The 24480-nt window shown below is 70.6% G+C and carries 29 protein-coding genes, 1 tRNA gene and 1 riboswitch; of the genes, 10 read left to right on the forward strand and 20 right to left on the reverse strand.

The genetic code is table 11. From position 1 onward, the window contains the following. Nucleotides 1-59 precede the first annotated feature (59 nt). From ACWD4O_RS10300 to ACWD4O_RS10370, 15 genes are all read right to left on the reverse strand, one after another. Nucleotides 60-269 (reverse strand): hypothetical protein, encoded by a 210-nt coding sequence (locus ACWD4O_RS10300; RefSeq protein ID WP_451279261.1) that lies wholly within the window; start codon nt 267-269, stop codon nt 60-62. 53 nt (nt 270-322) lie between these two features. Further along, nucleotides 323-943 carry a hypothetical protein gene (locus ACWD4O_RS10305; RefSeq protein ID WP_451279263.1) on the reverse strand — a complete coding sequence of 207 codons (621 nt, stop codon included), beginning with the start codon at nt 941-943 and terminating at the stop codon, nt 323-325. Beyond that, a complete protein-coding gene (locus ACWD4O_RS10310; protein WP_451279265.1) occupies nt 940-1218 on the reverse strand; it encodes a hypothetical protein in 279 nt (92 codons plus the stop codon). Before ACWD4O_RS10310 ends, ACWD4O_RS10305 begins: the two co-directional genes overlap by 4 nt. After that, on the reverse strand, nt 1215-1562 hold the full coding sequence (locus ACWD4O_RS10315; RefSeq protein ID WP_451279267.1) for a hypothetical protein: 348 nt from the start codon (nt 1560-1562) through the stop codon (nt 1215-1217). Before ACWD4O_RS10315 ends, ACWD4O_RS10310 begins: the two co-directional genes overlap by 4 nt. Then, the gene (locus ACWD4O_RS10320) at nt 1559-1741 is read right to left on the reverse strand and encodes a hypothetical protein (RefSeq protein ID WP_451279269.1); all 183 of its coding nucleotides are present in this window, start codon (nt 1739-1741) and stop codon (nt 1559-1561) included. The genes ACWD4O_RS10315 and ACWD4O_RS10320 overlap by 4 nt, the downstream gene beginning before the upstream one ends. Further along, nucleotides 1741-1962 (reverse strand): hypothetical protein, encoded by a 222-nt coding sequence (locus ACWD4O_RS10325; protein WP_451279271.1) that lies wholly within the window; start codon nt 1960-1962, stop codon nt 1741-1743. The genes ACWD4O_RS10320 and ACWD4O_RS10325 overlap by 1 nt, the downstream gene beginning before the upstream one ends. Before the next feature lie 68 nt (nt 1963-2030). Beyond that, a complete protein-coding gene (locus ACWD4O_RS10330; RefSeq protein ID WP_451279273.1) occupies nt 2031-2450 on the reverse strand; it encodes a hypothetical protein in 420 nt (139 codons plus the stop codon). 4 nt (nt 2451-2454) lie between these two features. Continuing rightward, nucleotides 2455-2691 (reverse strand): hypothetical protein, encoded by a 237-nt coding sequence (locus tag ACWD4O_RS10335; protein WP_451279275.1) that lies wholly within the window; start codon nt 2689-2691, stop codon nt 2455-2457. A 166-nt stretch (nt 2692-2857) separates the two neighbouring features. Continuing rightward, nucleotides 2858-3946, reverse strand: a complete 1089-nt coding sequence (locus tag ACWD4O_RS10340) for a DNA cytosine methyltransferase (protein ID WP_451279277.1) — start codon at nt 3944-3946, stop codon at nt 2858-2860. 57 nt (nt 3947-4003) lie between these two features. Continuing rightward, nucleotides 4004-5611, reverse strand: coding sequence for a DEAD/DEAH box helicase (locus ACWD4O_RS10345; RefSeq protein ID WP_451279279.1), 1608 nt, complete (start codon nt 5609-5611; stop codon nt 4004-4006). A 326-nt stretch (nt 5612-5937) separates the two neighbouring features. Then, nucleotides 5938-8778 carry a DUF927 domain-containing protein gene (locus ACWD4O_RS10350; RefSeq protein ID WP_451279281.1) on the reverse strand — a complete coding sequence of 947 codons (2841 nt, stop codon included), beginning with the start codon at nt 8776-8778 and terminating at the stop codon, nt 5938-5940. Beyond that, nucleotides 8775-9008: a hypothetical protein gene (locus ACWD4O_RS10355; protein ID WP_451279283.1), complete on the reverse strand. Its 234-nt coding sequence runs from the start codon at nt 9006-9008 to the stop codon at nt 8775-8777. Before ACWD4O_RS10355 ends, ACWD4O_RS10350 begins: the two co-directional genes overlap by 4 nt. Continuing rightward, nucleotides 9005-9487 (reverse strand): hypothetical protein, encoded by a 483-nt coding sequence (locus ACWD4O_RS10360; protein ID WP_451279285.1) that lies wholly within the window; start codon nt 9485-9487, stop codon nt 9005-9007. The genes ACWD4O_RS10355 and ACWD4O_RS10360 overlap by 4 nt, the downstream gene beginning before the upstream one ends. Nucleotides 9488-9503: 16 nt before the next feature. Next, nucleotides 9504-9824: a hypothetical protein gene (locus tag ACWD4O_RS10365; RefSeq protein WP_451279287.1), complete on the reverse strand. Its 321-nt coding sequence runs from the start codon at nt 9822-9824 to the stop codon at nt 9504-9506. Next, nucleotides 9821-10111, reverse strand: a complete 291-nt coding sequence (locus ACWD4O_RS10370) for a helix-turn-helix domain-containing protein (protein ID WP_451279289.1) — start codon at nt 10109-10111, stop codon at nt 9821-9823. The genes ACWD4O_RS10365 and ACWD4O_RS10370 overlap by 4 nt, the downstream gene beginning before the upstream one ends. Before the next feature lie 278 nt (nt 10112-10389). Between ACWD4O_RS10370 and ACWD4O_RS10375 the strand changes: the two genes are divergently transcribed. From ACWD4O_RS10375 to ACWD4O_RS10400, 6 genes are all read left to right on the forward strand, one after another. After that, nucleotides 10390-10824, forward strand: coding sequence for a hypothetical protein (locus tag ACWD4O_RS10375; RefSeq protein WP_451279291.1), 435 nt, complete (start codon nt 10390-10392; stop codon nt 10822-10824). Between the two features lie 157 nt (nt 10825-10981). Next, nucleotides 10982-11212, forward strand: a complete 231-nt coding sequence (locus ACWD4O_RS10380) for a hypothetical protein (protein ID WP_451279293.1) — start codon at nt 10982-10984, stop codon at nt 11210-11212. Between the two features lie 4 nt (nt 11213-11216). Continuing rightward, entirely contained in the window at nt 11217-12875 is a 1659-nt protein-coding gene (locus ACWD4O_RS10385; protein WP_451279295.1) for a site-specific integrase, read from the forward strand. Nucleotides 12876-13287: 412 nt separating this feature from the next. Next, complete coding sequence (locus ACWD4O_RS10390; protein ID WP_451279297.1) at nt 13288-14079, forward strand: DeoR/GlpR family DNA-binding transcription regulator; 792 nt, start codon at nt 13288-13290, stop codon at nt 14077-14079. A gap of 16 nt (nt 14080-14095) precedes the next feature. After that, nucleotides 14096-14488, forward strand: a complete 393-nt coding sequence (locus ACWD4O_RS10395) for a DUF4406 domain-containing protein (protein ID WP_451279299.1) — start codon at nt 14096-14098, stop codon at nt 14486-14488. After that, entirely contained in the window at nt 14485-15144 is a 660-nt protein-coding gene (locus ACWD4O_RS10400; protein WP_451279301.1) for an NUDIX domain-containing protein, read from the forward strand. Before ACWD4O_RS10395 ends, ACWD4O_RS10400 begins: the two co-directional genes overlap by 4 nt. 1 nt (nt 15145) lies before the next feature. Here the strand turns inward: ACWD4O_RS10400 and ACWD4O_RS10405 are convergent, their stop codons facing one another. Continuing rightward, nucleotides 15146-15799 carry a GTP cyclohydrolase II gene (locus tag ACWD4O_RS10405; protein ID WP_451279303.1) on the reverse strand — a complete coding sequence of 218 codons (654 nt, stop codon included), beginning with the start codon at nt 15797-15799 and terminating at the stop codon, nt 15146-15148. Between the two features lie 196 nt (nt 15800-15995). Next, complete coding sequence (locus ACWD4O_RS10410) at nt 15996-16511, reverse strand: MarR family winged helix-turn-helix transcriptional regulator (RefSeq protein WP_351910891.1); 516 nt, start codon at nt 16509-16511, stop codon at nt 15996-15998. Nucleotides 16512-16596: 85 nt separating this feature from the next. Here ACWD4O_RS10410 and ACWD4O_RS10415 point away from each other — a divergent pair, with 85 nt between their 5' ends. The 4 genes from ACWD4O_RS10415 (at nt 16597) to ACWD4O_RS10430 (ending at nt 20476) form a co-directional block, all read left to right on the forward strand. Continuing rightward, nucleotides 16597-17724: a dihydrofolate reductase family protein gene (locus ACWD4O_RS10415; protein WP_451279305.1), complete on the forward strand. Its 1128-nt coding sequence runs from the start codon at nt 16597-16599 to the stop codon at nt 17722-17724. Nucleotides 17725-17783: 59 nt separating this feature from the next. Beyond that, a tRNA-Met gene (locus ACWD4O_RS10420) sits at nt 17784-17857 on the forward strand. 306 nt (nt 17858-18163) lie between these two features. Beyond that, nucleotides 18164-18330, forward strand: a riboswitch (cyclic di-AMP (ydaO/yuaA leader). Between the two features lie 9 nt (nt 18331-18339). Then, entirely contained in the window at nt 18340-19374 is a 1035-nt protein-coding gene (locus tag ACWD4O_RS10425; protein WP_451279307.1) for a M23 family metallopeptidase, read from the forward strand. A gap of 157 nt (nt 19375-19531) precedes the next feature. Next, on the forward strand, nt 19532-20476 hold the full coding sequence (locus ACWD4O_RS10430) for an aldo/keto reductase (RefSeq protein WP_451279308.1): 945 nt from the start codon (nt 19532-19534) through the stop codon (nt 20474-20476). Between the two features lie 7 nt (nt 20477-20483). On the opposite strand, the gene ACWD4O_RS10435 is transcribed toward ACWD4O_RS10430, so the two are convergent. The 3 genes from ACWD4O_RS10435 to lhgO form a co-directional block, all read right to left on the reverse strand. Further along, nucleotides 20484-21956 (reverse strand): PrsW family intramembrane metalloprotease, encoded by a 1473-nt coding sequence (locus ACWD4O_RS10435; protein WP_451279309.1) that lies wholly within the window; start codon nt 21954-21956, stop codon nt 20484-20486. 49 nt (nt 21957-22005) lie between these two features. After that, nucleotides 22006-22872, reverse strand: coding sequence for a tRNA (guanosine(46)-N7)-methyltransferase TrmB (gene trmB / locus ACWD4O_RS10440; RefSeq protein ID WP_451279311.1), 867 nt, complete (start codon nt 22870-22872; stop codon nt 22006-22008). A 260-nt stretch (nt 22873-23132) separates the two neighbouring features. Next, nucleotides 23133-24350, reverse strand: coding sequence for an L-2-hydroxyglutarate oxidase (lhgO, locus tag ACWD4O_RS10445; RefSeq protein ID WP_451279357.1), 1218 nt, complete (start codon nt 24348-24350; stop codon nt 23133-23135). Nucleotides 24351-24480: the final 130 nt, after the last annotated feature.

Here is a 24480-nt window from a genome sequence, read left to right on the forward strand (position 1 = left end):
GATGGCGCGCGCGCCTCCTGGTGTTCCAGCACCGGGAGAGCTGCCGTCCGGCCCTCGTTCTATGCGGTTGTGTACTTCTTGATCGCCTTCGCTACGGCCGTCCAGCTGAGCCCGATGTCCTGGGCTACGGCGTAGACGCTGCCGAGCTCGGCCGACCCGTCTTTCAGGGCCTGCGCGCGTCGTCTGAGGGCTGCTTCGGTCTGGTCGGCGAGCTGTTCCAGCAGCGCGTCTTCCTGACCGAGGCGTTCCCTCCAGGGGATCGCTTCCATCCCTCACAGGATATCGCATGGGGGGTTATACGCAACCCCCCATGCGATACGTGTCATGCCGTCGCCTTCGGCTGGTGGTGCCTAAGCAGCAGCAGGTCGGTCTCGGTGCGGTACTCCGTCCGGCACCACCGGCACCGCACAGGCTGCCCAGGCAGACGAGTGAGGACGGCCCCGCACACGGTGCCCTGATCGTCGGTGACGGCGACGCACAGGCCGATGCGCTGCGGGCGCGGGGGCGGCGCGCCGACGATGGACAGGATGGTGCCCTCCATCGACCGGACCTCGCGGGCGAATTCTCCGGCGGCCGGATAGCGGGCGGCGATCCACTCCAGCTCCATGCCGAGCCACCGGCAGTCAGCTGCCACCCCGGCCGGCGGCGGCGGGCTGTGCTGCGGCCAGCGTTCCAGCTGCACGTCGATCCGCCACAGGCGCACGACGGCGGCGAAGTGGCCGCTCATCATCAGGTCGAGGACGTCTTCGTTCAGCGGAGAGCGGGGGCCGGCGGGGCCGGACGCGATGTGCTCGGCGAGTCCGGACACCCGCGGCACGAGGTGGTGTCCGAGTTCGGCGACGAGGTCGGGGAGCCGGGCGAGGCGCCCGGCGAGCGCGTGGGTGTCGCGCTCGCACAGGTACGCCTTGCCCGTCTCGTCCTCGCACAGGGTGCAGGTGGTCACGTGGTGCTCTGTTCCTTCGGCTCGGCGAGCTTCGCGCGGATGTTGGCGGCGACCGGGTGCACGATGCCGCTGTTCTCGTCCTTGCCGATGCCGATGCTGCGGGCAGTGGCGTCGAGCTCGTCGCACCATGCGGTGAGCCGGGCGACGGCGGCCTCGGCGGCCACGGCCCGCGCCTTCCAGTCGTCGCCGCGGCGCCAGCCCTTGGAGGCGTTGGCGTACAGCTCGTCCAGGGCATCGTCGGTGATGCTGTCGGCGGTGTGCCGGGGCGCGGTCATACGGTCCTCCGCTGGCTGTTGCAGGTGCTGGCGTGCTGGGTGCCGCAGGACGTCCACCAGCGCTCGCAGCACGAGTGGCCGAGGGTGTCCGCGGTCCGCCGTATGGCGCGCTGCTCATCGAGGGCTCGGAGCCGAGCAGCACGCTCGGTCTTCACGGCGGTGGCGCGGCGTTCGTCGGCGGCCTGGTGCTCGCGGACCGTGGCGCCGATGAGCAGCAGGGTGGCGGCTGTCAGGCCGGCCGTGTACCAGGGAGCTCCGTGGCGGGCGCTGACGACGGCGCAGTGCAGGGTGAGGAACGAGGCGAGCAGGTAGGCCCAGGACAGGGCGCGGTCGGTGCGGGTCACAGGTAGCTCCCGGCGAGTTCGACGGTGGTCATCGTGTACTTCTGGCGGAGGGTGAGGCCTTGGCCCCAGAGGTCGGCGTGGTCGTGGGCCCGGGTGCGGCGGCGGGTGCAGCGGCAGGGGCCGGGCTGGGCGGTGGCGGGGAGGAAGTGGCCGCTGTCGCAGCGCGGGTGGGCGGCCATCACAGCCCGGCGATCACGCGTGCAGCAGCCGAGTCGGAGGCGTGGCCGTGCTCGCCGGCCCAGTCCGCGACGTCGAGCGGCCAGCGCTTGTCGAAATAGCCGATGACGACGTCGGTGCCGTCCTGGTGAACGGTGTGGACGGTGTCTCCGGGCCGGGTGGCCTCCTCGATGACGGCAGCGGCGTCTTCAGTGGAGAGGCAGGTGAGGCGGGTCTCGGGCATGTGTTTCTCCGTGGTGTGATGGGTGGGAGGCCGCCCCGCAACTCGACTGCGGGGCGGCCGATGTGCGGTCAGGCGCTCCAGCCGATGAGGCGGAACTCGATGCCGTGCTCCTCCATCTCGCGCTTGGAGGTGCACTGCTCGGAGGCCCAGACGAGGCGGAGGATGGCGTCGCCGTGGGATGGGGGGCTGGTCTGGTACTCGCCGTAGAGGAAGCCTTCGTCGTCGATCCAGACGGCGTTGTGCTCCGGCGTGGGCCGCTCGGCGGCCGGGGCGATTCCGGCTTCGACAGCAGCGCGAAGCCAGGTGGCGGCTTCGCGGGTGGACTGCTCGCGCTCTACGTCGGTGAGGTCGTTCCAGGCGGGGAGGTAGCTGATGCCTTCGTGGGCGATGCGCTGGCGGTGCTGGGCGAGCTTGAGGGCTCGGAGGTCGGTGGTCATGCGGTGTGCCTCGATCTCCTCGAGCTGCTGATCGGTGAGGGAGTCGGTCATGTGGTCACACCCCCTGGCCCGGGCGGCGGACGGGGACGATAGACGCGAGGGCGTCTCGCAGGTCGGCGAGCAGCTGGTCGCGCTCAGCCAGGTCCATGTCGGGGCGGACGGACAGGCGCAGCCGGGCGTCGAGGTCTCCGTGGACCCAGCCGATGTCGATCGGCTCGCCGTGCATGACCAGCCCGTCGGAGGTGTCGCGAGGGGCAGCTGCCGCGGCCTGGCTGGCGGGCGGCGCCGACACAGGCACAGGCACCGGCTTGGCGGGCGGGGTCGGATCCGGAATCGGGGCGACGGCCGGGGCTGGGACCGGTGGGCGGGGGCGTAGAAGGTTTCGAAGGTCCATTGATTCCTCCGGTGTGATGGGTGGGAGGCCGCCCCACAACTTGGCTGCGGGGCGGTCGGCTGTGTCAGGCAGTGCAAGCGCGGGCGCGAAGGAGACGGAGCGCCGCGGCGGCCTGCTGGGGTACGACGCCGTTGCCGAGTGCTTTGAGCTGTTGAGTGCGAGTCAGCTCGGGGACGGCGGTGACGTGGCCGGAGGGGAGGCCCATCATCCATTCGACGAACGCGGGGCTCAGTCGATGGCGATCGTCAGTTGCCCGGGGGGCACATCGTCCGGTGACGGCTTCCCACCGCTGGATGGCGGGCAGGAAACGGCCCCATGCAGCGTCGGGTTGCCGCGGTAGTAGGTCGGGCTCGTCCGCTCGCCGTCCGATGCTGTCGGCGTCGGCATGAGCGGCAGGACGACCTGTGACAGCGGTGGCCGCCATCCCTCGCTCGCCCGGCGCCCCGGTGTGCCTGTGTCCGAGGCCCTCGGTGTCGGCAGGAGCGCGACGATTCCCGGGAGCAGTAACTCCCTCCGATTGTTCCTCTTGTTGCCGGCCGAGTTCTGCACCGTTGGAGTCGGCAGCAGCGCCGGAACCAACGAGTCCAGCGACGGCCGCACCGCGGCACCCGGGCTCGGGGAATGGTTGTTGCCGTAGGGCGTCGCCGTCGGCGTCGGCAGCAACAGCGAGGATGAAGAGCCGCTCCCGCCGGTGGGGAGCGCCGACCTCCGATGCGCGAACAAGGCACCACTCCGCATCGAACCCGAGGCGGGCAAGGTCGGCGAGGACGTCGGCAAACCCAAGTCGAAGGTGCCCTGCGACGTTCTCAAAGATCGCGATTCGGGGTCGCAGAACGCGAAGGGCGTCCGCGATGTACGGCCAGATGTGACGCTCATCCTGGGTTCCTTTCCGTTTGCCGGCGAGGCTGAAGGGCTGGCAGGGGTAGCCGCCGCAGACGATGTCGACGGGTTCGACCTGGGTGTAGTCGGCGGTGGTGAGGTCGCCGATGTTCGGTGTGGTGGGCCAGCGGTGCGCGAGGACCGCGTTGGCTCCGGGGTCGACGTCGGACACCCATGCGGTGGTGGCGCCGAAGGCTTCCTCGACGGCAGCGTCGAGGCCGCGGTAGCCGGAGCAGAAGGAGCCAATGCGGAGAGGGGCGGGATGGTCGCTCATGGGTTCCTCCGTGGTGTGATGGACGGAGGCCGGGCCTGGTAACGACAGGCCCGGCCGCTATGCAGCGGCGGAAGCGGACAGGGCTTCGAGGACGCGCCCGAAGTGCTCCTGGTCCATGAGGTCGGCGAGGTCGCCGGCGGTACTGCCGCGGGGGACCGAGACGCCGAGGCGGCGGGCCGCGCTCAGCTGGTTCGGGTGAGGCTTCGCGGACCGCCAGGGATGCTGACGGGCGGTGAGCGCGCCAGTGGCGGCGATGGCCTGCTTCTCCAGCCAGGCCAGCGCTTCGTCGAGAGGCCGCGCCACGTCGTCCTTCGGCGGGCGAACGCCGTACGCCTCGGTCCACCGGCGTACTCGGTACAGCCGTGTCCCCGGGTCCCGGGCCAAGAACAGGACCATGGCGCCGGTCAGGCGGACGAACCATGTGCCGTCCGGGGTGCGCAGCCAACAAATCGCCGACGAGCCGAACAGGTTGATCTCCTCGGCGTTCACCTGCGCCGCGAGCGCGCGCCGCTTCTCGGTGGCTTTGTGCGCTTCGGCGACCTGGCGCAGGCTCTTCCCCGGCTCGGCCTCGCCGATCTCCCGCTCGGTCAGGTCGACCATCGACGCGAGCTTGTGGCGGGACGCTGCGCCCATCACGTCGAGCAGCAGAGCGTCCCGCTTCCCCGGGGCCAGGCGCAGGCCGCGGCCGACCATCTGCACGTACAGGCCGGGGCTCTTGGTCGGGCGGGCGACCACGATGCAGGACGTGTGAGGGGCGTCGAACCCTTCCGTGAGGAGCATCGCGTTGGTGAGGACCTGGAGGTCTCCAGCCTGGTAGCGGGCGAGGGTCTCGCGGCGGTCGTCGCGGCCCATGTCGCCCCACACCGGGGCCGCCGTGATGCCGACGCTGCGAAGCGACTCGGCGGCGGCCTGGGCGGTCGCCACCGTCGGGGTGAAGACGACGCCGGCCCGGTCGACGGCCAGCTCCGCGTACGCCTTGGCGAGGGCGTCCAGCGCGCCGGACTCCTCGAGCGCCTTGCCGAGCTGGCCGTCGACGAGGTCGCCGCCCCGGGTGCGCACCTTGTTGAGGTCGAGGGTGTCGACTGTGATGCTCTTGCCGCGGACATCGCACAGGTAGCCGTCACTGATCATGTCGAGAATGTCGAGGCGGAACACGACGTCCTGCCAGACCTCGGCCAGGCCGCCGTCGGTGCGGGTCATGGTCGCGGTGAAGCCGGCGGTGGGTACGCCGTCCCAGGCGCCGAAGTGCCGGAGCACCTCCATGTAGGTGCGGGCAGCGGCGTGGTGGCACTCGTCCACGATGATCAGGCCGATGTCCCGGATGGCTTCGCGCCGGCGGGCCACGGCCAGGGTCTGGACGCTGGCCACGATCACGTCGGCGTCCGCGTGGTCGTCGCGGGCGGCCTTGACGATGCCGACCCGCAGCATCGGGTCGACCGCCAGCAGCTTGGAAGCGGCCTGCTCGATGAGCTCCTCGCGGTGGGCGATGACGAGCGCCCGGCGGCCGCCGAGGCTGTCGAGCATCTGGTGGGCCAGGTGGCTGAAGACGACGGTCTTACCGGCGCCGGTGGGCAGGACGATGGCTAGGCGGTTCTGGCCGTCGGCCCATCCCTTGCGCAGCGCCTCGATGGCGTCGAGCTGGTAGGGGCGAGGGGTGAAGGACATGGGTCACCTCGATTCGGTGAGTGGGGGAGAGGGGCGGTACGCAGTGCGTACCGGCTGCGTACCGGCTGCGTACCGGGGCAAAAGCGGGTTTGACCTGCCGTTATGTCTCTCTCTAGAGACGGTGGTATGCAGGTACGCAGAAACACACAGGGGTCTATGTGTGCGCGCTCGCACACGCGCACCCGCACACACGCACACGCCTGAGAGGTGCCATTTCCGGGCGACTGCGTACCACCCCGAAAGCGGCCCTCGCGATGCCGTTGACCTGCGGATACTGGGGCGGGCGGGTGGTACGCACCTCGTGCGTACCACCCCGTCGGCGGCCCTCATGCCGCCTCGTCCTCGTCGCCGAAGCCAATGCCCGCGGGCGTGAACGCCAGGCACTTCGCGCGCGCGCCGTCGAAGCGGCGAGGCACGAGGTGCGCGGGCCGCTGGCTCTTCAGCGTCTTCAGGTACTCGGCGTCGACCCAGCTGCCGACCACCGCGTCGAGCGAGTAGCCGGATTCCGCGAGGATCTTCCGGACGCGCTCGGGCAGCAGTGCCACCTCGGTGACGCCGTCCTTGGTCGACAGGACGCCGAGCCAGCCGGAGTACGGAGGCTTGTCGTGCATGGCCGCGCGGCTGGCCGTGAACAGTTCGTGGGCGTGTCCTGCGACGTACTCACGCACGACGTCCAAAGCCATGTCCGGCCTGTTGTCAGTTGGGCTGTGGGCAGTGAACAGACCGCGCCACACGTCGTGTTCGAGGGGCGGGTACGGCAGGAGGCCGATGTGGCACGCCAGCGCCTCGGCGAACGCCAGGACCGCGACCATCGGCGCGCGCCGGTTCGTCATATCTCCGCCGCCGCGGAACTCGTCCACCAGCGCGCGGTGCTTCTCCTTCAGCCCTTCACGGCCGCCCGGCTTGGCGAGGCCGCTGAGGATGTACTGGACGAACTCAGGCCCCGCGTGGCCGTGGTGGGCGAGAACGCCTTCCCGGGAAGCGGCCGCCGCGGGCCCGCCGCCCTCGCCGAACGGCGCGATGGTCGTTCCGAGGATGCGGGCCGCAGCGCCCTGGCTGGTCGTGAAGCTCAGCGCTGGCCGCTCGCCGGACGACAGGAGGATGGTTTCCCAGGGCAGCATGTTGCCGAACGCCCCGCCAGACCGGGCCTTCCCGTGGTTCATCGGGAGCTGGTAGAGCACCTCGTCGATGAGGCTGTCGTCGGTCACCGCCATCGTCTCGTCGAAGACGGTGAGGATGCCCCGCACCAGGTTCAGCCGCTTCTCGATCGCGTAGAGCGTCGTGCGCCAGTTGCTCATCGCCGAGGCGTGCTCGGACGGGTCGGCCCACACACTGAGCGCGACCTGGAGCGCGGTCGTCTTGCCCTTGGTGGAGCGGCTGGAGATGTCCAACGTGAAGGAGTTGAGACCGAGCGGCTTGAGCAGGGGCGCGGCGAGCGCGGCCGCGATGGCGACGCGCGGCACCGGGTAGCCAGCCAGCTGGGCAACGGTCTCCTGCCAGCCCTCCAGGGTCCCTTTCCTGGCGTGCGCGCGGGCCGGGCCTCGCTGCTCCTCGAACGGCGTGTCGACCTTGATGCCGTCTTCGGGGGAGGAGACGAACGTTCCGTCGTCCTGCCAGCCCAGCCACCTGGCCAGCTGCTCGGACGGGATACGTCCGAAGTTGTGGGCCTCGAACTCGGCCAGCCACTTCTCGACCGCGCGGGCGTCGCCCTCGACGGCCGGGAGCCCAGCGGCACCCAGCGTCTCGATCAGCTTGCGCCCGCGCTTCGCAGTCTCGCGGCTGACGATGCGGGAGATCCGGCGGGGTCGACCGAGACTGCGGTCGACCCAAGAGAGCTCTACGTACTGGTCGCCCTCGGGGTCCTCGAACGTGGCGCTCACGACCAGCGGGGCGAAGGTGACGCGCACCCAGTTCTCGCCGCTGGTGCTGAGGACCTCGACCCCTCTGCCAGTGACCCGGTAGTCGTAGGGCGTGCGGACAGAGGGAGGCAGGTCGAAGATGCCCGCGTAGTCGAAGCCCTCCGGGTCGGCGGCCTCCTTGTCGGGCGACGGTCGGCTCTCTTGCTCGTCTTCGGCGGGGGCTACGTCGGGAGCAGGAGTGGCCGGCGCAGTCGGGCGAGTGCCGACCGAGGCAAGGTGACGGCTTCCGTAGTTCTGGCGGGCCAGCTCCTTCGCGGCCGCCTTGTGGTCGCCGCCGTGGTTCAACAGGGCGTACGCACCGAACTTGCTGTACGGCACCTCGGCGGTGAACTCGGAGCCGGTGGCGAACACGAACAGCCGGTCGTGCTCGTCCTTCCCGGTCGTCGCCTTCACGCCGCCGACGCCGTCGGCCCATCCCCAGTAGGTCTCGCTGCCTCGGGTGTTCAGCGGCCGGAAGACGCCTCGAAGGATGTCCTCCCATGACGCGCGAGCCTCGAAGTCATCGCCAGGCCGAAGGCTCCCGTCCGCGCGGGGCGGCGCGGGGCGCGGTGCAGTCTTCGCGGCCTCGGGCTGGGGCAGCGCGTCCACCATCCGGCACGCGGTCCGGATCGCGTCCATGGTCTCGGCGTCGAGAACGGGGATGGTGCCCGGGCCGCCCGCCAGTCGGACATACGGTCTGCCTGAGGCGTGGACCGGACCGCCGGACGGCTCGACCAGGCCGTACCCGCCCTCGCCGCGCGTCTCGATCAGGACGCGGACGATGCGTGCGTTCGGCTTCTCCCGGAGCCGCTGCTTCTCGTCCTCGGTGTACTCGTCTTCGAGAGCGAGGCGAGAGGCCAGCTTGGTGTTGCCGGGCACGTCGCCTTCGACGCGGACGCGGTAGTGCCGCCCGCCGGAAGGCGACTCGGTGGCCCAGCCGCCGAGGACAGCAGCCCACGGCTCGCCGAGACCGGAACCTTCCATGATCTCGGTGACGTCGTCGAGCAGGCCCTCACGGATGGCGAGACCCTCGAACTCGATCAGCTCGACGTTGCCAGAGACCTGGCCGTAGACGACGGCGATACCGCGCGGGCGGTCGCCGCCGAACCAATCGTCGTGCTGCCCGGGGGTGGTCCGGTCCACCTTGTACGGGAGCCAGGGCACGGCAGGCTTCTTGGTTCCGTCAGCCTTGATGGGCAGGACGCACAGGCCGGCGTCGTGCAGCTCCTGGGCTGCCGCCCGGAGGTCCGGGGTCTGTGAGTCTGTCAACGGGTCTCCCCCTGGTGGTGCCGGGCGAGATGCTCGGTCTTGACGGCGAGGGCGAAGTCCGGGATGGCGGCCCCGTAGACGGGGCCTTCGTGGCGCTGAGGGCAGCCAGGGCGGAAGCAGGCGTAACGGGCGCGGCCGTTGTCGGCGTCGATGATCAGCACGCCGTTGACCTGGCGAGGCGCGGGCGTGCGGCCCGGGGTGTCCCGGGCCCTCGCCGTGGGGGCGGTCACTTCTGCGCCTGGCTGGTGCGTGCGTGCCAGGTGTCGACGTCCTCGACGTGTCCGGCGGCGACGGAGGCCTGGAAGTCCAGAGCGCGCTGCTGGTCTTCCGCGCGCTGGGCGATCTCCTCGCGCAGCTGGAGCAGCGTGGTCTTGGGGTGCTGCCGGGCCGGGGCGATGGCCATGCCCGTGCCGTCGGCCGTCCAGATGACGGCTGTGCGAGGCATCTGCTCCGTGTCCGAGGCGCGGGACCAGTGCAGCGTGATGCGGTGCTGCGCGGCGAACGCCTTCAGGTTCTCCCGGCTGAGGGCCTCGACGACCCAGGCGTACACGGTCTCGGGTGCGCCGATGATCCTGATCAGGTCGCCGATGGCGTCCAGGCACTCGGCGACGTCCTGGCCGGCGAACAATTTGGCGGCCTCGATGTCGGCGAGTGCGCGGGTGACCTCGTTGGTGGTGGACGGCGCGGCGGCCGTGGGACGCTCAGACATGAGCAGGCTCCCGTCTCTACTTGCTGGCGCGGGTGGGTGCGGACTGCTCGGACGGCGCTCCCGGCTGGACCCCGGGGGCGTCGTCGTCTGTGGTGGCTGGTGCCGACTGGACCTCGGCAGCAGCGATCTCGGCCAAGCCGAGGAAGGCGAGCAGGTCGGCCTTGCGGAAGCGGTAGGTGCGCCCGAGGCGGATCGCCTCGATGGGGAAGGCGTCCGTGTCGAGCAGTTCGTAGCCGAGGGTTTCGCCGATCGCGAGAGCGGCGAACGCCTGCTTGCTGCCGACCATGGCGGGCAGGGCGCGGACCTGGTCCGGGGTGAGGGCCGTGGCGGTGCTCATGCAGTCACCTGCGTCGGGATGTAGACGCGGCCCGCGCGCTCCATCGGGACGAACAGCACGAGCAGATCGATGCCGAGTACGGCCGCGATGGCCTTGGCCTTGGGCTCGGGGACGACGCGCTGCGTTCCGGCCATCAGCGCACCGACCGTTCCGTGAGCGACGCCGGCAGCGGTCGCGAGTTCCCGGCTTGTGATCGGCTGCCCCGTGCCAGTGCGCTCCATCAGGAGCTTCAGGCGGTCGGGACTGTCGACGGCGTACATGGTGGATGAGGTGTTCTTTTCGCTCACGTTCGCTCCACTGGACATGTTGTCCATCTAGATGGATGACCTGGATGTGAGCATTCCATGAGCTGAACGCTTTGTCCAGCTAGATGGACAGTGGGGGCGCGCGAAGGTAACCGGCCAATGACTCAGCGCGACCTGGCGAGATTGCCCAGTCTGCTGAACAATCCGTTCAGTGAGATGAATGAACAGCATGGATGAGCTGCCCGTATGTCTCAAAGGTTCGTATAGATACTGAACACACGCACCGCTACGCGGCCAGGAGGAATGGCAGGATGAGGCCCATGGCGCCCATTGACACTTCGTCGGCTACACCTGAACAGAGCGGCCCTCGGACGCAGTTCACAGATCTGCTGAGGGGTCGGCGTGCTGAGCTGGGCGAAGGGCTGAACAAGGTGGCGTCGAAGGCGGTCGACCCGGACACCGGGAAGGTCGTGAAGCGTGGCCGGATCTACCGCCTTGAAGGCAACGAGGAGGGCGGCATCACGCCCCCCGACTTCTGGGAGCTCAGGGCCCTCGCCGTCGCCTATCGCCTGTCGATCGAGCGCCTCCAGGATGCCGCTGGCCAGCAGTTCCATGGGGTCGATCCGCTCCGCTCGGGAACAAGCGAAGCGGTCGCGTACGTGCACAAGCTCGACTCTCTGCCGCCCGATCAGCGGGAGCGTCTCCTGCACCTGATCGACACATTGGTTCCACCGCGTCCGGGTGAGGGCGAATGAATCATGCGTTCCCTCATGCCTCACTCCCAGTGACGGTTCGCCGCAGCCTGTAGACCAGCGTGATGCCTGGTGCGATCATGTGCCGACACCCACAGGCAGAAAGGGTGCTGGTCCAAGGCGCGAATCGAACGCGTGAGCGGAAGATGGGGGAGGCTGCGTGGAGTCACCACAGCAAGCCTGGTACTTCTTCAGCAACGAGCTGCCAGAAGGAGAGGTGATCGTACCTTTTAAGACAGAGCATGGGCTGGCCTTCGGCGTCCGGACAGGAGCAATGCCGGACGAGACCCTCGATGCGCTGAACCGGACCGCACGGTTCGTACTCGGCGTGGGGCTGGCCCATATCGGCCACACTGAGAAGCCGCCCGACCAGACGGCGCAGAAGGAGTAGCGCGATGCCGTCAAACCGCCGTGCAGGAAGCATCACGCGACGCTGCGAGTGCCGCGGTGACGACGGCAAGTTGGTGGGGCAGTCCTGCCCCAAGCTGAAGCGCAAGAACCACGGCGCTCCCGCAATCCGTCTGGAGTTGCCACCGGATGCCGAAGGAACCCGCCGGATCTTCCGGCGCACCGGGTACAGCAGCGTAACGAAGGCCGAGGGCGACCTCTCCCGCCTACAGGCCATCCTCGCGCTCCCCGGTGACGACCTGAACGACCAGCAGCGCGTGGGAGATCTACTCGCCGACATCTCCCGGCGCCGCGCAGACATCCCCGAGACTTCCGAGGTGCAGCGCCGACTCGGGGTCGGCGTCTCCCTCGATGGCAAGATGACCGTCGCCGACTGGCTCGACCACGTCATGGCCAACAAGGCGACCCGGGCCACAACGAACCACAGCTACGACAGCCACATCCGTGTCCACCTGAGGCCTGCGCTCGGGCACCTGCGCCTGGACCGCCTCGGCGTCGGGCACGTCCAGGACATGTTCAACGCGATCGACGACCGCAACGACGTCATCCGCGCGGAGAACGCGGCACGGCACGAGCAGGCCGCCCGCTGCAAGCGAGGCAAGCCGGGGGCGCCGAAGGCCGCCGAGCGGGCGCAGCTCGCCGCCGAGCGGGAGAAGCTCGCCGGGATGCCACCGTTCCGGAAGGTCACGGGACCCGCCACGAAGCAGGCCATCCGCCGCACGCTCCGCATGGCGCTGAACAAGGCGATCGCTGCGCAGCACATCACGTTCAATGCCGCGCAGTACGTCGAGTTGGCGGCCGGCACCCGGCCGAAGGGGCTGCTGTGGACCACCGAGCGCGTGGAGCGGTGGCGGGAGACCGGGGTGAAGCCAGGTCCTGTCATGGTCTGGACGCCCGCCCTGCTCGGCCAGTTCCTCGACGCTGCAGAGGGCGATCGGCTTTACGCACTGTTCCACCTGATCTCTCATCATGGCCTGCGCCGTGGGGAAGGGGTCGGCCAGAACTGGGCTGACTTCTCGCCGGAGCGCAAGGAGATCAGGGTGAGTGCCGAGATCGTGGTCGATGGATGGACGCCCATCGAGACGGCCCCGAAGACGGACGGCTCTGTCGGCATCGTGAAGGTGGACGCGGGCACCGTGGCTGTTCTTCAGGCGCACCGTGAGCGGCAGGAGTCCGAGCGCGCAGCATGGAACGAGCAGGCCGCCGCCGAGCGGGAGCAGGGCAAGGACACCCAGGACTGGGCCGACACGGGGAAAGTCTTCGTGTCGGAGGACGGCAGCTGGCTGCACCCGGACGTCGTCAGCAAGACGTTCCGCCGGATCGCGGACGGGGCGGGCCTGCCGCCCATCAACTTGAGGGACCTCAGGCATGGGGCCGCTGCTCTGGTGAAGGCGGCCGGCGGTGAGCTGCACGATGCGAAGGTGAAGCTCCGCCACAGCACGATCGTCCTGACCTCGGACACGTACATGGAGCTGTTCGAGGAGTACGAGGAGGAGCTGACGGAGCGCGCGGCGGCGGTAGTGCCGCGGGCCAGGAAGCCGCGCGACGAGGCCCCCGCTCCGGGCGCTGTTCCGGTGCAGGGGCCTGGCGCGTCGCAGCCAGCAGACGCTTCTGATGACAGCCCTCACGGTACGGGCCAGCACTGACAACGGACAGGGTCTCGGCGTAGAATCGAGGCACAGGCAAAGGGCCTCTGACCTGCGGGTCGGAGGCCCTTACTGCTGGCCCCGTGCTGGCCCGGAAGCCCCGCTGCTATGCGGTACGGGGCGGTACGAGACAAGGTGAAGAGCGAGCAGCGGTCGGCCGGAATGCGCGTCTGACCTGGGCGTTACGGGGTGCATCAACCCCCGGCGGTACAGCGCGGTACGCACCGGGTTGGCCACTCAACAGACTTTTAATCCATTGGTTGTGGGTTCGAGTCCCACAGGGCCTACCGAAACGCCCCCAGCTCAGAGGTACTTCGCGGTACCTCGGGCTGGGGGCTTCTTGCATTCCGCTTTCATCCCGCGGGTTCACAAGTGGATGTTCGTTCGAACATCGGCATGGTAGAAATGGCGTATGGATGTCGCCGATCGTCTCGATCTGACCCTGCGTCTCGTGCAGGGCGCAGAACAGGAGCGCGTCTCCGTCACCGAACTCGCTCAGCGGCTCGGGGTGTCGGAGATGACCGTGCGCCGGGACCTGGACGCGCTGGAGCGGCAGGGGCTGGTGCGGCGGGTGCACGGTGGGGCTGTCGCCGGGCGGGCCCGCGAGGAGGGCGGCGGGTTCGAGGCGCGGCAGGCGTGGCAGACGGCGACGAAGGACCGGCTCGGGGCGGCCGTCGCCGGGCTCGTCGAGCCGGGCGCGCGGGTGCTGCTGGACGCGGGGACGACGACCGTGCACGTGGCGGAACATCTCGCCGCTCGGGGGCCGTTGACCGTCGCCGTGCTCAGTCTGCAGGCGGCGCTGCCGCTGGCCGACCGGCCCGGCATCGAGCTGCTGGTCGTGGGCGGCCGCTCGCGTCCCGGTGAGCGCTCCCTCGTCGGGCCGCTGGCGCTGCGCACCCTGGAGTCCCTGGCCTTCGACGTGTTCGTGATGTCGATCGGCGGAGTGCACGCCGAGCACGGCTGGTCGGAGTTCTCCCTCGAGGACGCGGCCGTCAAGCAGGCGGGGCTCGGCCAGGCCGGCCGTACGGTCGCGGTGGCCGACGCGACGAAGCTGGGCGTGCGCGCGTTCAGCCAGGTCGCTCCGCTCGACGCCGTGCACACCTTCGTCACCGACACCGCCGCGGCCGACCCCGCCACCCACCCCGGCGGCCCCGGAACCCTGGACGCCCTGCGCAAGGCCGGCGTCGACACCCGCCTCGCCTGAGGAGACGCAGACGTACATGTCACCGCTGATGATCCTGGTCGCCGGCCCGTACCGCTCGGGCACCGGCGACGACCCCGCGAAGCTCGCGGCCAACGTGCGGGCCATGAACGAGACCGCGCTCGTGCTGTTCCGCGCCGGGCATCTGCCCGTCACGGGCGAGGCGCTGGCGCTGCCCCTGCTGGAGACGGCGGGCGGCGACCCGGCCCCCGGAAGCGCGCTCTTCGACGAGCTCTTCCATCCCGTCGCCGAACGCCTGCTGGACCGCTGCGACGCGGTGCTGCGCATAGGCGGCCCGTCGGAGGGCGCGGACCGGATGGTCGAGCGGGCCCGCGCCGACGGCAAGCGGATCTACGGCGCGCTCGCCGACGTCCCCGCCCCCACCCAACGCCTCGCAGGGAGCCCCGCATGACCGTCGGCATCGACACCCCCGACCCCCGCGGCCGTACCGGGCTCGACCGGCAGGGGCGCGACCTCACCGGCAACGACCGGGTCCGCATCCTCGACGTGGAGGTCCTCGCCTGCGACTGGGCGGTGCTGCGCCGCACCACCTTCGACTACCGGCACAGCGACGGCCACGTCAGCCGCGAGCGGCGCGAGACCTACGACCGGGGCGACGGCGCGACGATCCTGCTCTACGACCCCGACCGGCGGACGGTCCTGCTGACCCGTCAGTTCCGGCTGCCCGCGTATGTCAACGGGCACCCCGACGGCATGCTGCTGGAGACCGCCGCAGGGCTGCTGGACGGCGACGATCCGCAGGAGGCGATCCGTCGCGAGGCGGCCGAGGAGACTGGACGCACAGTCCACGATGTCGAGCACGTGTTCGATGCCTTTATGGGCCCCGGCTCGGTCACGGAACGGCTGAGCTTCTTCGCCGCCCCCTACGACGCCTCCGCCTCCGGCGTCGAGACGGCGGGCGTGGCGGCCGAGGGCGAGGACATCGCCGTCGTCGAAGTGCCCTTCGTCGAGGCCCTCGACCTCGTCCGCAGCGGTGCCATCGCGGACGCGAAGACCATCATGCTGCTCCAATGGGCCGCGCTGGACGGGCCGTTCGGGGCATCTTAGGTCAGCCCACGTGGAGCCCGGTGAGCCCGTTGAGATCCGCCAGCGGCAGCGTGTGCTGGGTCTGCAGGACCTTCGCGCGCAGGTAGCGGACGTTGTGCGGGGTCGTGAACACGCCCGTCGGGACACGGTCCTGGACGTCGATGCCGAGGCCTCGCAGCTGGTCGGCCTTGTCGGGGTTGTTGGACAGGAGGTCCAGGCTCGTGATGCCCAGGGCGCGCAGCATCTGGGCGGCGGCGGTGTAGTCGCGGCCGTCCTCGGGCAGGCCGAGCGCCGCGTTCGCCTCGTAGGTGTCCAGGCCCTGGTCCTGGAGGGCGTACGCGTCGAGCTTGTTGTAGAGGCCGATGCCGCGGCCCTCCTGGCGGAGGTAGAGCAGGACGCCGCCCGTCCCGGCTATCCGCTCGACGGCCTCGCGCAGCTGCGGCCCGCAGTCGCAGCGGGCGGAGCCGAAGACGTCGCCGGTGAGGCACTCGGAGTGCAGCCGGACCAGCGGGGTGGTGCCGGGCACCGGCTCGCCGAGGACGACGGCGACGTGCTCCTGGCCGTCGGTCAGGCCGTGGAAGGTGACCAGTTCGGCGTCGACGGAGTAGCCGTCCTGGAAGCGCAGCGGTACCCGGACGCGGGCGCGCGGGGTGGCGGCGGCGGGGGTGTCAGGCATGCGGGTCTCCCGGTGCGAGTGGGGTCTGTGCGGGCACCTGCGTCCACCTGCGTCTACCTGTTTCAGATTTGAAGCAGAGTGCCGAGAGCGACCCTACCTCATGCTTTAAATTTGAAGCAACGGGATGGTGACGCGCACCTCATGTGCTCGCGACCATCGGGTTCCGGTCATGCGGTTCGGTCGTCAGGTTCGGCCGTCAGGTTCCCGAGCAGGGCGATGAGCGGCGCCGCCACGGCAGTTCCTCCGGGGCGGCCTCGTCGCCGTCCTGGAACCCCAGCACGACCTGCGTGAAGATCTCCTCCAGCTGTCCCACCTGCTCAGGGGTGAGCCGGTCGAAGAGGGCCGAGCGGACCGTCTCGACATGGCCGGGGGCCAGGCTCTCCAGGGCCGCCATGCCCTCGTCCGTCAGGGCCGCGACGGTCCCGCGCTTGTCCCAGCGACACTCCTCGCGCCGCAGCAGCCCGTCCTTCTCCAGGCGCGTCACCGCGTACGTCAGCCTGCTGCGGGTGATCTTCAGCTGCTCCGCGAGGTCGGTCATCCGCAGCCGTCGCTCCGGAGTCTCGGAGAGGTTGGCGAGGATGGAGTAGTACAGATGGGGCATGCCGGCCTCCTGCTGGAGCTGCCGGTCGATCGCGTCCTCCAGCAGGAGGTAGCCGGCAACGTACGCGCGCCAGGCGCGCTGCTCCGCGGGGGACAGCCAGCGAGTCGTCATACGGCCAGTGTAGGTTTGTTTCAAACTTGAACCAAGGCCCGGTCCCGCCGGGACCGCCGTCGGACCCATCCCGGGGAGTGCGTCGATGCCGTACCCGTACGTCCTGCTGTCCGCCGCCGTCTCCCTCGACGGCTACCTGGACGACACCACGCCCGAGCGCCTGCTCCTCTCCGGCCCCGCCGACTTCGACCGCGTCGACGACGTACGGGCCTCCGTGGACGCCATCCTCATCGGGGCCGGCACGATCCGCGCCGACAATCCGCGGCTCCTCGTGAACTCCCCCGAGCGCCGCGCCGCCCGGGTCGCCGCCGGACTGCCCGAGTACCCCCTCAAGGTCACCGTCAGCGGCTCCGGCGACCTCGACCCGGCCGCGAACTTCTGGCACACGGGCGGCGAGAAGGTCGTGTACACGACGGAGAAGGGCGCCGAGCGGGCCCGCGCGCTCGGCCTCGCCGCGGACGTCGTGGCGCTCGGCCCCGAACTGGACTGGCGCCACCTGCTCGAACACCTGAACGATGTGCGGGGCGTGCGGCGGCTCATGGTCGAGGGCGGCGGAACCGTCCACACCCAGCTGCTCCAGCAGGGCCTCGCCGACGAACTCCAGCTCGTCCTCGCCCCGCTCTTCGTGGGCGACCCGGGCGCTCCCCGCCTCTTCGGGCCGGGCGGCTACCAGGGCGGCCGCCTGCGCCTGCTGGAGACCCGGCGCATCGAGGACGTCGTCCTGCACCGCTACGAGCCCACCGCCCCCGGCGCCGGACCGCTGCCCGCCGCCGCCGACCGGCACTGGCTGGCCCTCGCCTGCGAGCTCGCGGAGCGGTGCCCGCCGTCGCGGACCGCGTTCAGCGTCGGCGCGGTGATCGTCGCCGCCGACGGCACGGAACTCGCGCGCGGCCACTCCCGTGAGGCCGGCGACCCGGTCGTGCACGCCGAGGAGGCGGCCCTCGCCAAGCTCGACCCCGCCGATCCCCGGCTGCCCACGGCCACCGTCTACAGCAGCCTCGAACCGTGCGCCCGCCGGTCCTCGCGCCCGGCGCCCTGTGCCCGCCTCATCCTCGACGCGGGGGTGCGCCGGGTGGTCACGGCCTGGCGTGAGCCGGACACCTTCGTGACGGAGGCGGACGGGACCGGACTGCTGACGGCCGAGGGCGTCGACGTCCTCGGCCTCCCGGAGTACGAGGAGCGGGCGAAGGCCCCGAATCGCCACCTCCTGTGACCCCCTGCTCGACCGTGGTGTTTGCGGCCCCGCAGATGGCGTACAGTTGTGTTCAACGGCGCGGGGTGGAGCAGCTCGGTAGCTCGCTGGGCTCATAACCCAGAGGTCGCAGGTTCAAATCCTGTCCCCGCTACTCAAGGCCGAGGGCCGGAATCCAGAACATGGATTCCGGCCCTCGGTGTTTTCCCCGTTCTTCTCTGTGTGCCGTCTGCCGTCACTGCAGGTGAGCGAGTGATCCCCCTCCGCGTAACGGCTGACATCCTGTCAATGCCTGTGTGATCGCTGAGTCTGGCCAACTCGCCCGTTTTTCATCGGTCATGGGTCGAAAGTCCAGGCCAGAAATGTTGTTGATCAAGCGGAAGAGCTTGGAAACCTGACCCCGGGTCTATTAACGTTCGATAACGCAGCGCGGTCGTCCCAGCCGGCACAAGAGTCGGCTCCGTGCGCACTGCCGAATCCCGCAAGGGAACCGGGGAACCACCACCTTGGGGTGAATCTCGCGGAAGCCGTCGTGAACTCGCAGAGTCCACGACCGGTTTACGCGCGTAGGAGACCTTCCCGCTCCGAACCCGTCAGCTAACCCGGTAGGCGACGGAAGGAAAGGAGTACGCCCGCGTGGCGTCCAACCGGCCTGTCCCAGAAGCCCCGTTCGTGCCGAGCCAGCGGTCCGCAGAGACCTTGGCCTATGGCAGCGTCCGCACCGACGAGGGCCCCTGGGAGGAGTGGAACCCCACCGCGGATTCCATTCGCCCGGTACGCGGCAAGCACCGCGTCGCCAAGCAGCGCGGCGGCGGGTTCGCCCGCAGCTCCACCGTCCTCGGCGTCGGCGTCATAGCCGCCGTCAGCGCGGGCGGCATGGCCAGCGCCAACACCGGCAAGGCCCCGGTCTCCATCTCCATGCCGGACCTGCCCAACGTGGGCTCCCTCATCTCCGACGACGAGCCCGCCGCGGACGCCGCGCCCGCCCTCGCCGGCTTCGGCTCCGAGGCCGCCGAGGAGACCGGCGAGAGCGCCACCGACGCCGGCGAGGCCCTGCGCAGCCGGATCATGGCGCAGGCCGAGTCGCAGCAGACCCAGCTCGAGACCAAGGCCCAGGCAGCCGCCGTGGCCGCCGCGGCCAAGGCCCAGGCCGACGCCGTCGCCAAGGCCGAGAAGGAGGCGGAGGCCAAGGCCGCCGCCGCGAAGAAGAAGGCCGCCGACGAGGCCGCCGCGAAGGCCGAGACCGCGCGCCTGGCCGAGCTGGCCACGCAGTACACGCTGCCGACCTCCTCGTACACCATCACCTCGACCTTCGGCCAGGCCGGTTCCCTCTGGTCCTCCGGCTACCACACGGGTCTCGACTTCGCCGCGCCGACCGGCACGCTCATCAAGGCCGTCCACAGCGGCACCATCACCGAGGCGGGCTGGGCCGGTTCCTACGGCTACCGCACCATCCTCACGCTGGACGACGGCACCGAGGTCTGGTTCGCCCACCAGTCGTCGATCAGCGTCAGTGTCGGCCAGAAGGTCGGCACCGGCGATGTGATCGGCCGCGTGGGCGCCACCGGCAACGTCACCGGGGCCCACCTCCACCTCGAGGTCCACCCCGGCGGCAGCTCCGACGGCATCGACCCGGGGGCCTGGCTGCGCAGCAAGGGCCTCAACCCCTGAGGTCTCCCTCCGGGAACCCTGATCGATTTCTGTTTGCTTCTTCTGCTCGACGCCCTGCAGCCCTGACGGCCACCCCCGACGTCAGGGCGGCAGGGCGTTCACGTGTTCTTCGCGTTGAGCGTGGAATCGGCACGCGGTCGGCGCCCGTTGACGAAGCATGACTTCTCTTCGCAAACTCGGCTCCTCCGACCTCGAGGTCTTCCCGCTCGCCCTCGGCGGCAACGTCTTCGGCTGGACCGTCGACGAACCCGCCGCCTTCGCCGTGCTCGACGCCTACGCCGCCGCGGGCGGCAACTTCCTCGACACCGCCGACTCCTACTCGGCGTGGATCGAGGGCAACAGCGGGGGCGAGTCCGAGACGATCATCGGCCGCTGGGTCAAGGCCCGCGGCAACCGCGATGACATCGTGATCGCCACCAAGGTCAGCCAGCACCCCGAGTTCCCGGGCCTGTCCGCCGCCAACATCAAGGCCGCCGCCGACGCCTCCCTGCGCCGGCTGGGCACCGACCACATCGACCTCTACTTCACGCACTTCGACAAGACCGAGGTGCCCGTCGAGGAGATCGTCGGCGCGCTGGACGAGCTGGTGAAGGCGGGGAAGGTGCGGCACATCGCCGCCTCCAACATCTCGCCCGAGCGCCTCCAGGAGTCCGTGGAGTTCTCCGACCGCGAGGGCCTGGCCCGGTACGTCGCCCTCCAGCCCCACTACAACCTGGTCTCGCGCGACACCTACGAGGGCGGTCTCCAGGACCTCGCCGCCCGCTTCGGCCTCGCCGCCGTCCCGTACTTCGCGCTGGCGTCCGGCTTCCTCACCGGCAAGTACCGGCCCGGTACGACGGTGGACAGCGCCCGCGCCCCCCGCGCCGCCCAGCACCTCGACACGGAGCGGGGCCGACGGGTCCTCGTCGCCCTGGACGAGATCGCACAGGCCCACGACGCCCAGGTCGCCACGGTCGCCCTGGCGTGGCTCGCCGCACAGCCGACCGTGGCCGCGCCGATCGCGTCCGCGCGGACGGTCGAGCAGCTGCCGGCGCTGCTGGGGGTGGCGGAGCTGGAACTGACGGACACGGAGATCACGAGCCTGACCCGGGCCTCGGCCTGACCTCCTGCTATCGGTAGGGGTTGGGGGCGGGGTACGGCCCTCCGGGATACCCGTAGGCCTGCCCTGCCGGGTACCCGGAGCTGTGCCCCTGGGGGTACCCGTACGCCTGGGGGTGCCCGTACGCCTGGGGGTGCCCGTACGACGACCCGTACGACCCGTACGACGACCCGTACGACGACCCGTGCGACCCGTAGGCCCCGTACATCGGCCAGGGCGGCGCAGCCATCGGTACGGGTACCGGAGGGGCCGTCATCCGGGCCGCGTGGTCCAGCGCGGGCCGGGCGACGTCCTTGCGGCGCCACAGCTCGTTCAGCAGCTCCCGTTCCCGGACGACGAAGTCGGCGTTCGCCCGCCCCCGCCGGCCGCGATGCCGCAGGAACGCGAGGGACGTCGCGTACGCCTCGTACCGGGCCACCTCCCGCGCCGCCGGCCGGCCCAGGTGGCGGCCCGCGTACACCCGGGCCAGCCGCCGGGCCCGCATCGAGCCGAGCGCGAACGGCTCGGCCGGGGTGAGCCAGCCGGCCGCCGCGTAGGCGGGCAGTTCCTCGCGCACCGTGCGCAGCTCGCGTTGGCGGGTCCACACCACCAGCCAGGTGAGCAGCCCGAACGCGGGCACCATGATCGCCACGTACACCGCGAAGAAGCCGAACTCGCCGAACGACGAGGAGCCGTTCCACAGGGCGTGCATGCCCATGGCGAGGAGCAGCCCGGCCAGCGGGAGCAGCGCGCGACGCAGTGGCCGGCCCTCCCCGGAGAGCGCGGCGATGCCGAAGCCGATGCCGGTCAGGACCGTGAACAGGGGGTGCGCGAACGGTGACATGACGACGCGCACGAAGAAGGTCGCGGCGGTGACGGAGGAGATCCCGCTGTCGCCGGTGAGCTGGTCGGTGCCGAAGGCGGTGCCGAGATAGAGGATGTTCTCGGTGAACGCGAAGCCGGTGGCGGTGATCCCGGCGATGACCACGCCGTCGACGATCCCGGTGAAGTCCCGCCTGCGGAAGAGGAAGACGAGCAGGACGGCGGCGGCCTTGGCGGACTCCTCCACGACCGGCGCTATGACCGTCGCCCCCAGGGTGTCGGCACCGGACGGGTCGGCGGTCGCCATCGCTATCCATCTCGTCGCGAAGCTGTTGGCGACGATGGCTATCAGCGCCGCCGCGCACGCACCCCAGGCGAAGGCGAAGACCAGGTTCCGCCAGGGTCCGGGCTCGACCCGGTCGAGCCACCGGAACACGGCGACGAGCAACGGCACCGGCAGCACGGCGAGCCCGAGCCCGACCAGGAAGCCCTCCGTGCCGGTCTGTTCGCGTACCAGCGCCAGGATGACCAGGCCGGACAGCGCGAGCAGCGTGATCAGCGCCCCGTACCGCACCCCTCTGTGCTGCCACCAGTGCGCGTGCCGGAGGACGCCGTCCTCGGGCGCCCCGCCGGGATACGGCGGATGCGGCGGGTAGGGCGGGAACGGGGGACTGATGGCCACGGCATCGACCCTAACGAGGGAGGGGACTGTGGTGGACGGCGTCGGTAGGTCAGTGATCCCCGCGCCGGACGTCCTGTGGGCTTCCCTGCGGGACGCGATGCTGTACGCGCCGGAAGAGCAGATCGTTCACCACATGACCCTTGTCCAGCCCCTGCCCCTCGAAACGGGTCAGCGGCCGGAACTCGGGCCGGGGCGCGAACCCGCCGTCGGCCTGGGTGTTCTCGAAGTCGGGGTGCGCGGTGAGCACCTCCAGCATCTGCTCCGCGTACGGCTCCCAGTCCGTGGCGCAGTGCACGATCGCACCGGGCTTCAGCCGGGTCGCGGCCAGGTCGAGGAACTCCGGCTGGATGAGGCGCCGCTTGTGGTGGCGCTTCTTGGGCCAGGGGTCGGGGAAATAGACGCGCAGTCCGTCGAGCGAGTCCGCCGGCAGCATCTCGCGCAGCAGGATGATCGCGTCGCCGTTGGCGACCCGGACGTTGGTCAGGCCGTTGTGATCCGCGAGGTTGAGCAGGTTGCCCTGCCCGGGCGTGTGCACGTCCACCGCGAGGATGTCGGTGTCCGGGTCGGCGGCCGCCATCTGCGCGGTCGCCTCGCCCATGCCGAAGCCGATCTCCAGCACGACGGCACGGTCGTTGCCGAACAACTCGGCGAGATCGACGGGATGCCCGTCGATGTCGAGCCCCCACTTGGCCCACAGCCGCTGCAGGGCGTCCGCCTGCCCGGCCGTCACCCGACTGCGCCGGGGCTGGAAGCTCCGGATCCGCCGCTCGAAGTGCGACCCGGCGGGATCGGCCCTGGGCCCGTCGGGGAACCGGGGCTCCCCCTTGGCGCGGGTATGCCGAACGGACTCACCCGGATGGTGCTCGCCGCCGGGAGAGGCCTGGGGGAATTCGGGGGTATTCACGGAATCAGACACAGTGCGAACGATTTTACGGCGAGAGGACAAGTGGGTACGGCGGACGGCCGGCCATGGCACGGCACCGGCGCAGTCGTGGGGGCGGCCGGGAGCTCCGGCAGTCGTGGGCTGCCTTGCGTGTGGGGTGCCCCGCGCGTGGGCTGCCTTGCGTGTGGGCTGCCTCGCACGTGGGGTGCCTTGCAGGTGGGGTGGCCCCGCGCGCGGGCGGGCCCGCAGGCACTCGGCCGCTCAGAGAATCGGCCGCTCAGGCACTCGGTCGCTCAGGCGCTCGCCAGTGCGCTCAGCGTTCTGCGGGCCACCTCCCGTCCGATCGGCAGTGAGGCCGTTGCCGCCGGAGAGGGGGCGTTCAGGACGTGTACCGCGCGCGGCCCCTCCCGGATCAGGAAGTCGTCCACCAGACTGCCGTCCCGCAGGACCGCCTGCGCTCGTACTCCGGCCGCCGCCCGCACCAGATCCCCCTCCTCCACCGCCGGCAGCAGCCGACGCACCGCGTCCACGAACGCCCCCTTCGACACCGACCGCCGCAGCTCCCCGATGCCGTACCGCCAGTGCCGCCGCCCCAGCCGCCACACCCCGGGCCACGCCGCCGTGGCCACGGCCTCCCCGGGCCGTACGACGCCCCATCCGTACCCCTCGCGGGCCAGCGCCGGCACGGCATTGGGGCCGATGTGCACGCCCCCGTCGATCCCCCTGGTCAGATGCACGCCGAGGAACGGGAACGCCGGATCGGGCACCGGATACACCAGCCCGCGCACCAGCTCCGGCCGTGCCAGCTCGTAGTACTCGCCCCGGAACGGCACGATCCGCACCTCGGGCTCGTCCCCCGTGAGCCGGGCGACCTCGTCGCAGTACAGCCCGGCGCAGTTCACCAGCACCCGCCCCCGTACGACGTCCCCGCGCGCGGTGCGCACGGCGACCCCGCGCTCCGGTCGCCGATCGACCTGCACGACCCGCGCGCCGTACCGGATCTCCGCCCCGGAGGCCTCCCCCAGCCGCCGCGCCACGGCCGTGTAGTCGCAGATCCCGGTCGTCCGTACGCGTATGGCGGCGAGCCCGCGCACCTCGGGCTCGTACTGCGCGATCTGGGCGGCGCCCAGCTCCCGCACCGGGATCCCGTTCTCCCGACCGCGCTGCACGAGCGCGTGCAGCCGGGGCAGCTCGGCCCGCGCCGTGGCGACGATCAGCTTGCCGGTCACCGAGTGCGGGATGCCGTACTCCGCGCAGAACTTCGTCATCTCGGCGGCGCCCCGCACCGCGTACCGGGCCTTCAGCGACCCCGGCCGGTAGTAGATCCCGCTGTGGATGACCCCGCTGTTGCGCCCCGTCTGATGCCGGGCGACGCCGGGCTCCTTCTCCAGCACCGTGACCCGGGTGCCCGGGGCGGCACGCGTGATCGCATACGCCGTCGACAGCCCGACGATGCCCCCGCCGACCACGAGCACATCACAGTCGTAAGCGATCTTCGGCACGTGCACCACCTCCCGGCTTCGATAGTGCACTGCGCCACTGACAACGCCTTCAAACCCGGGTGACGCCGGCACCCCCGAGGGGCGCGGGGAACCGCGCGACCGGCCACGGTCGACCAGCGCTCCCAAACCGGCATCAGCC

Source organism: Streptomyces sp. NPDC002623, assembly GCF_053592635.1.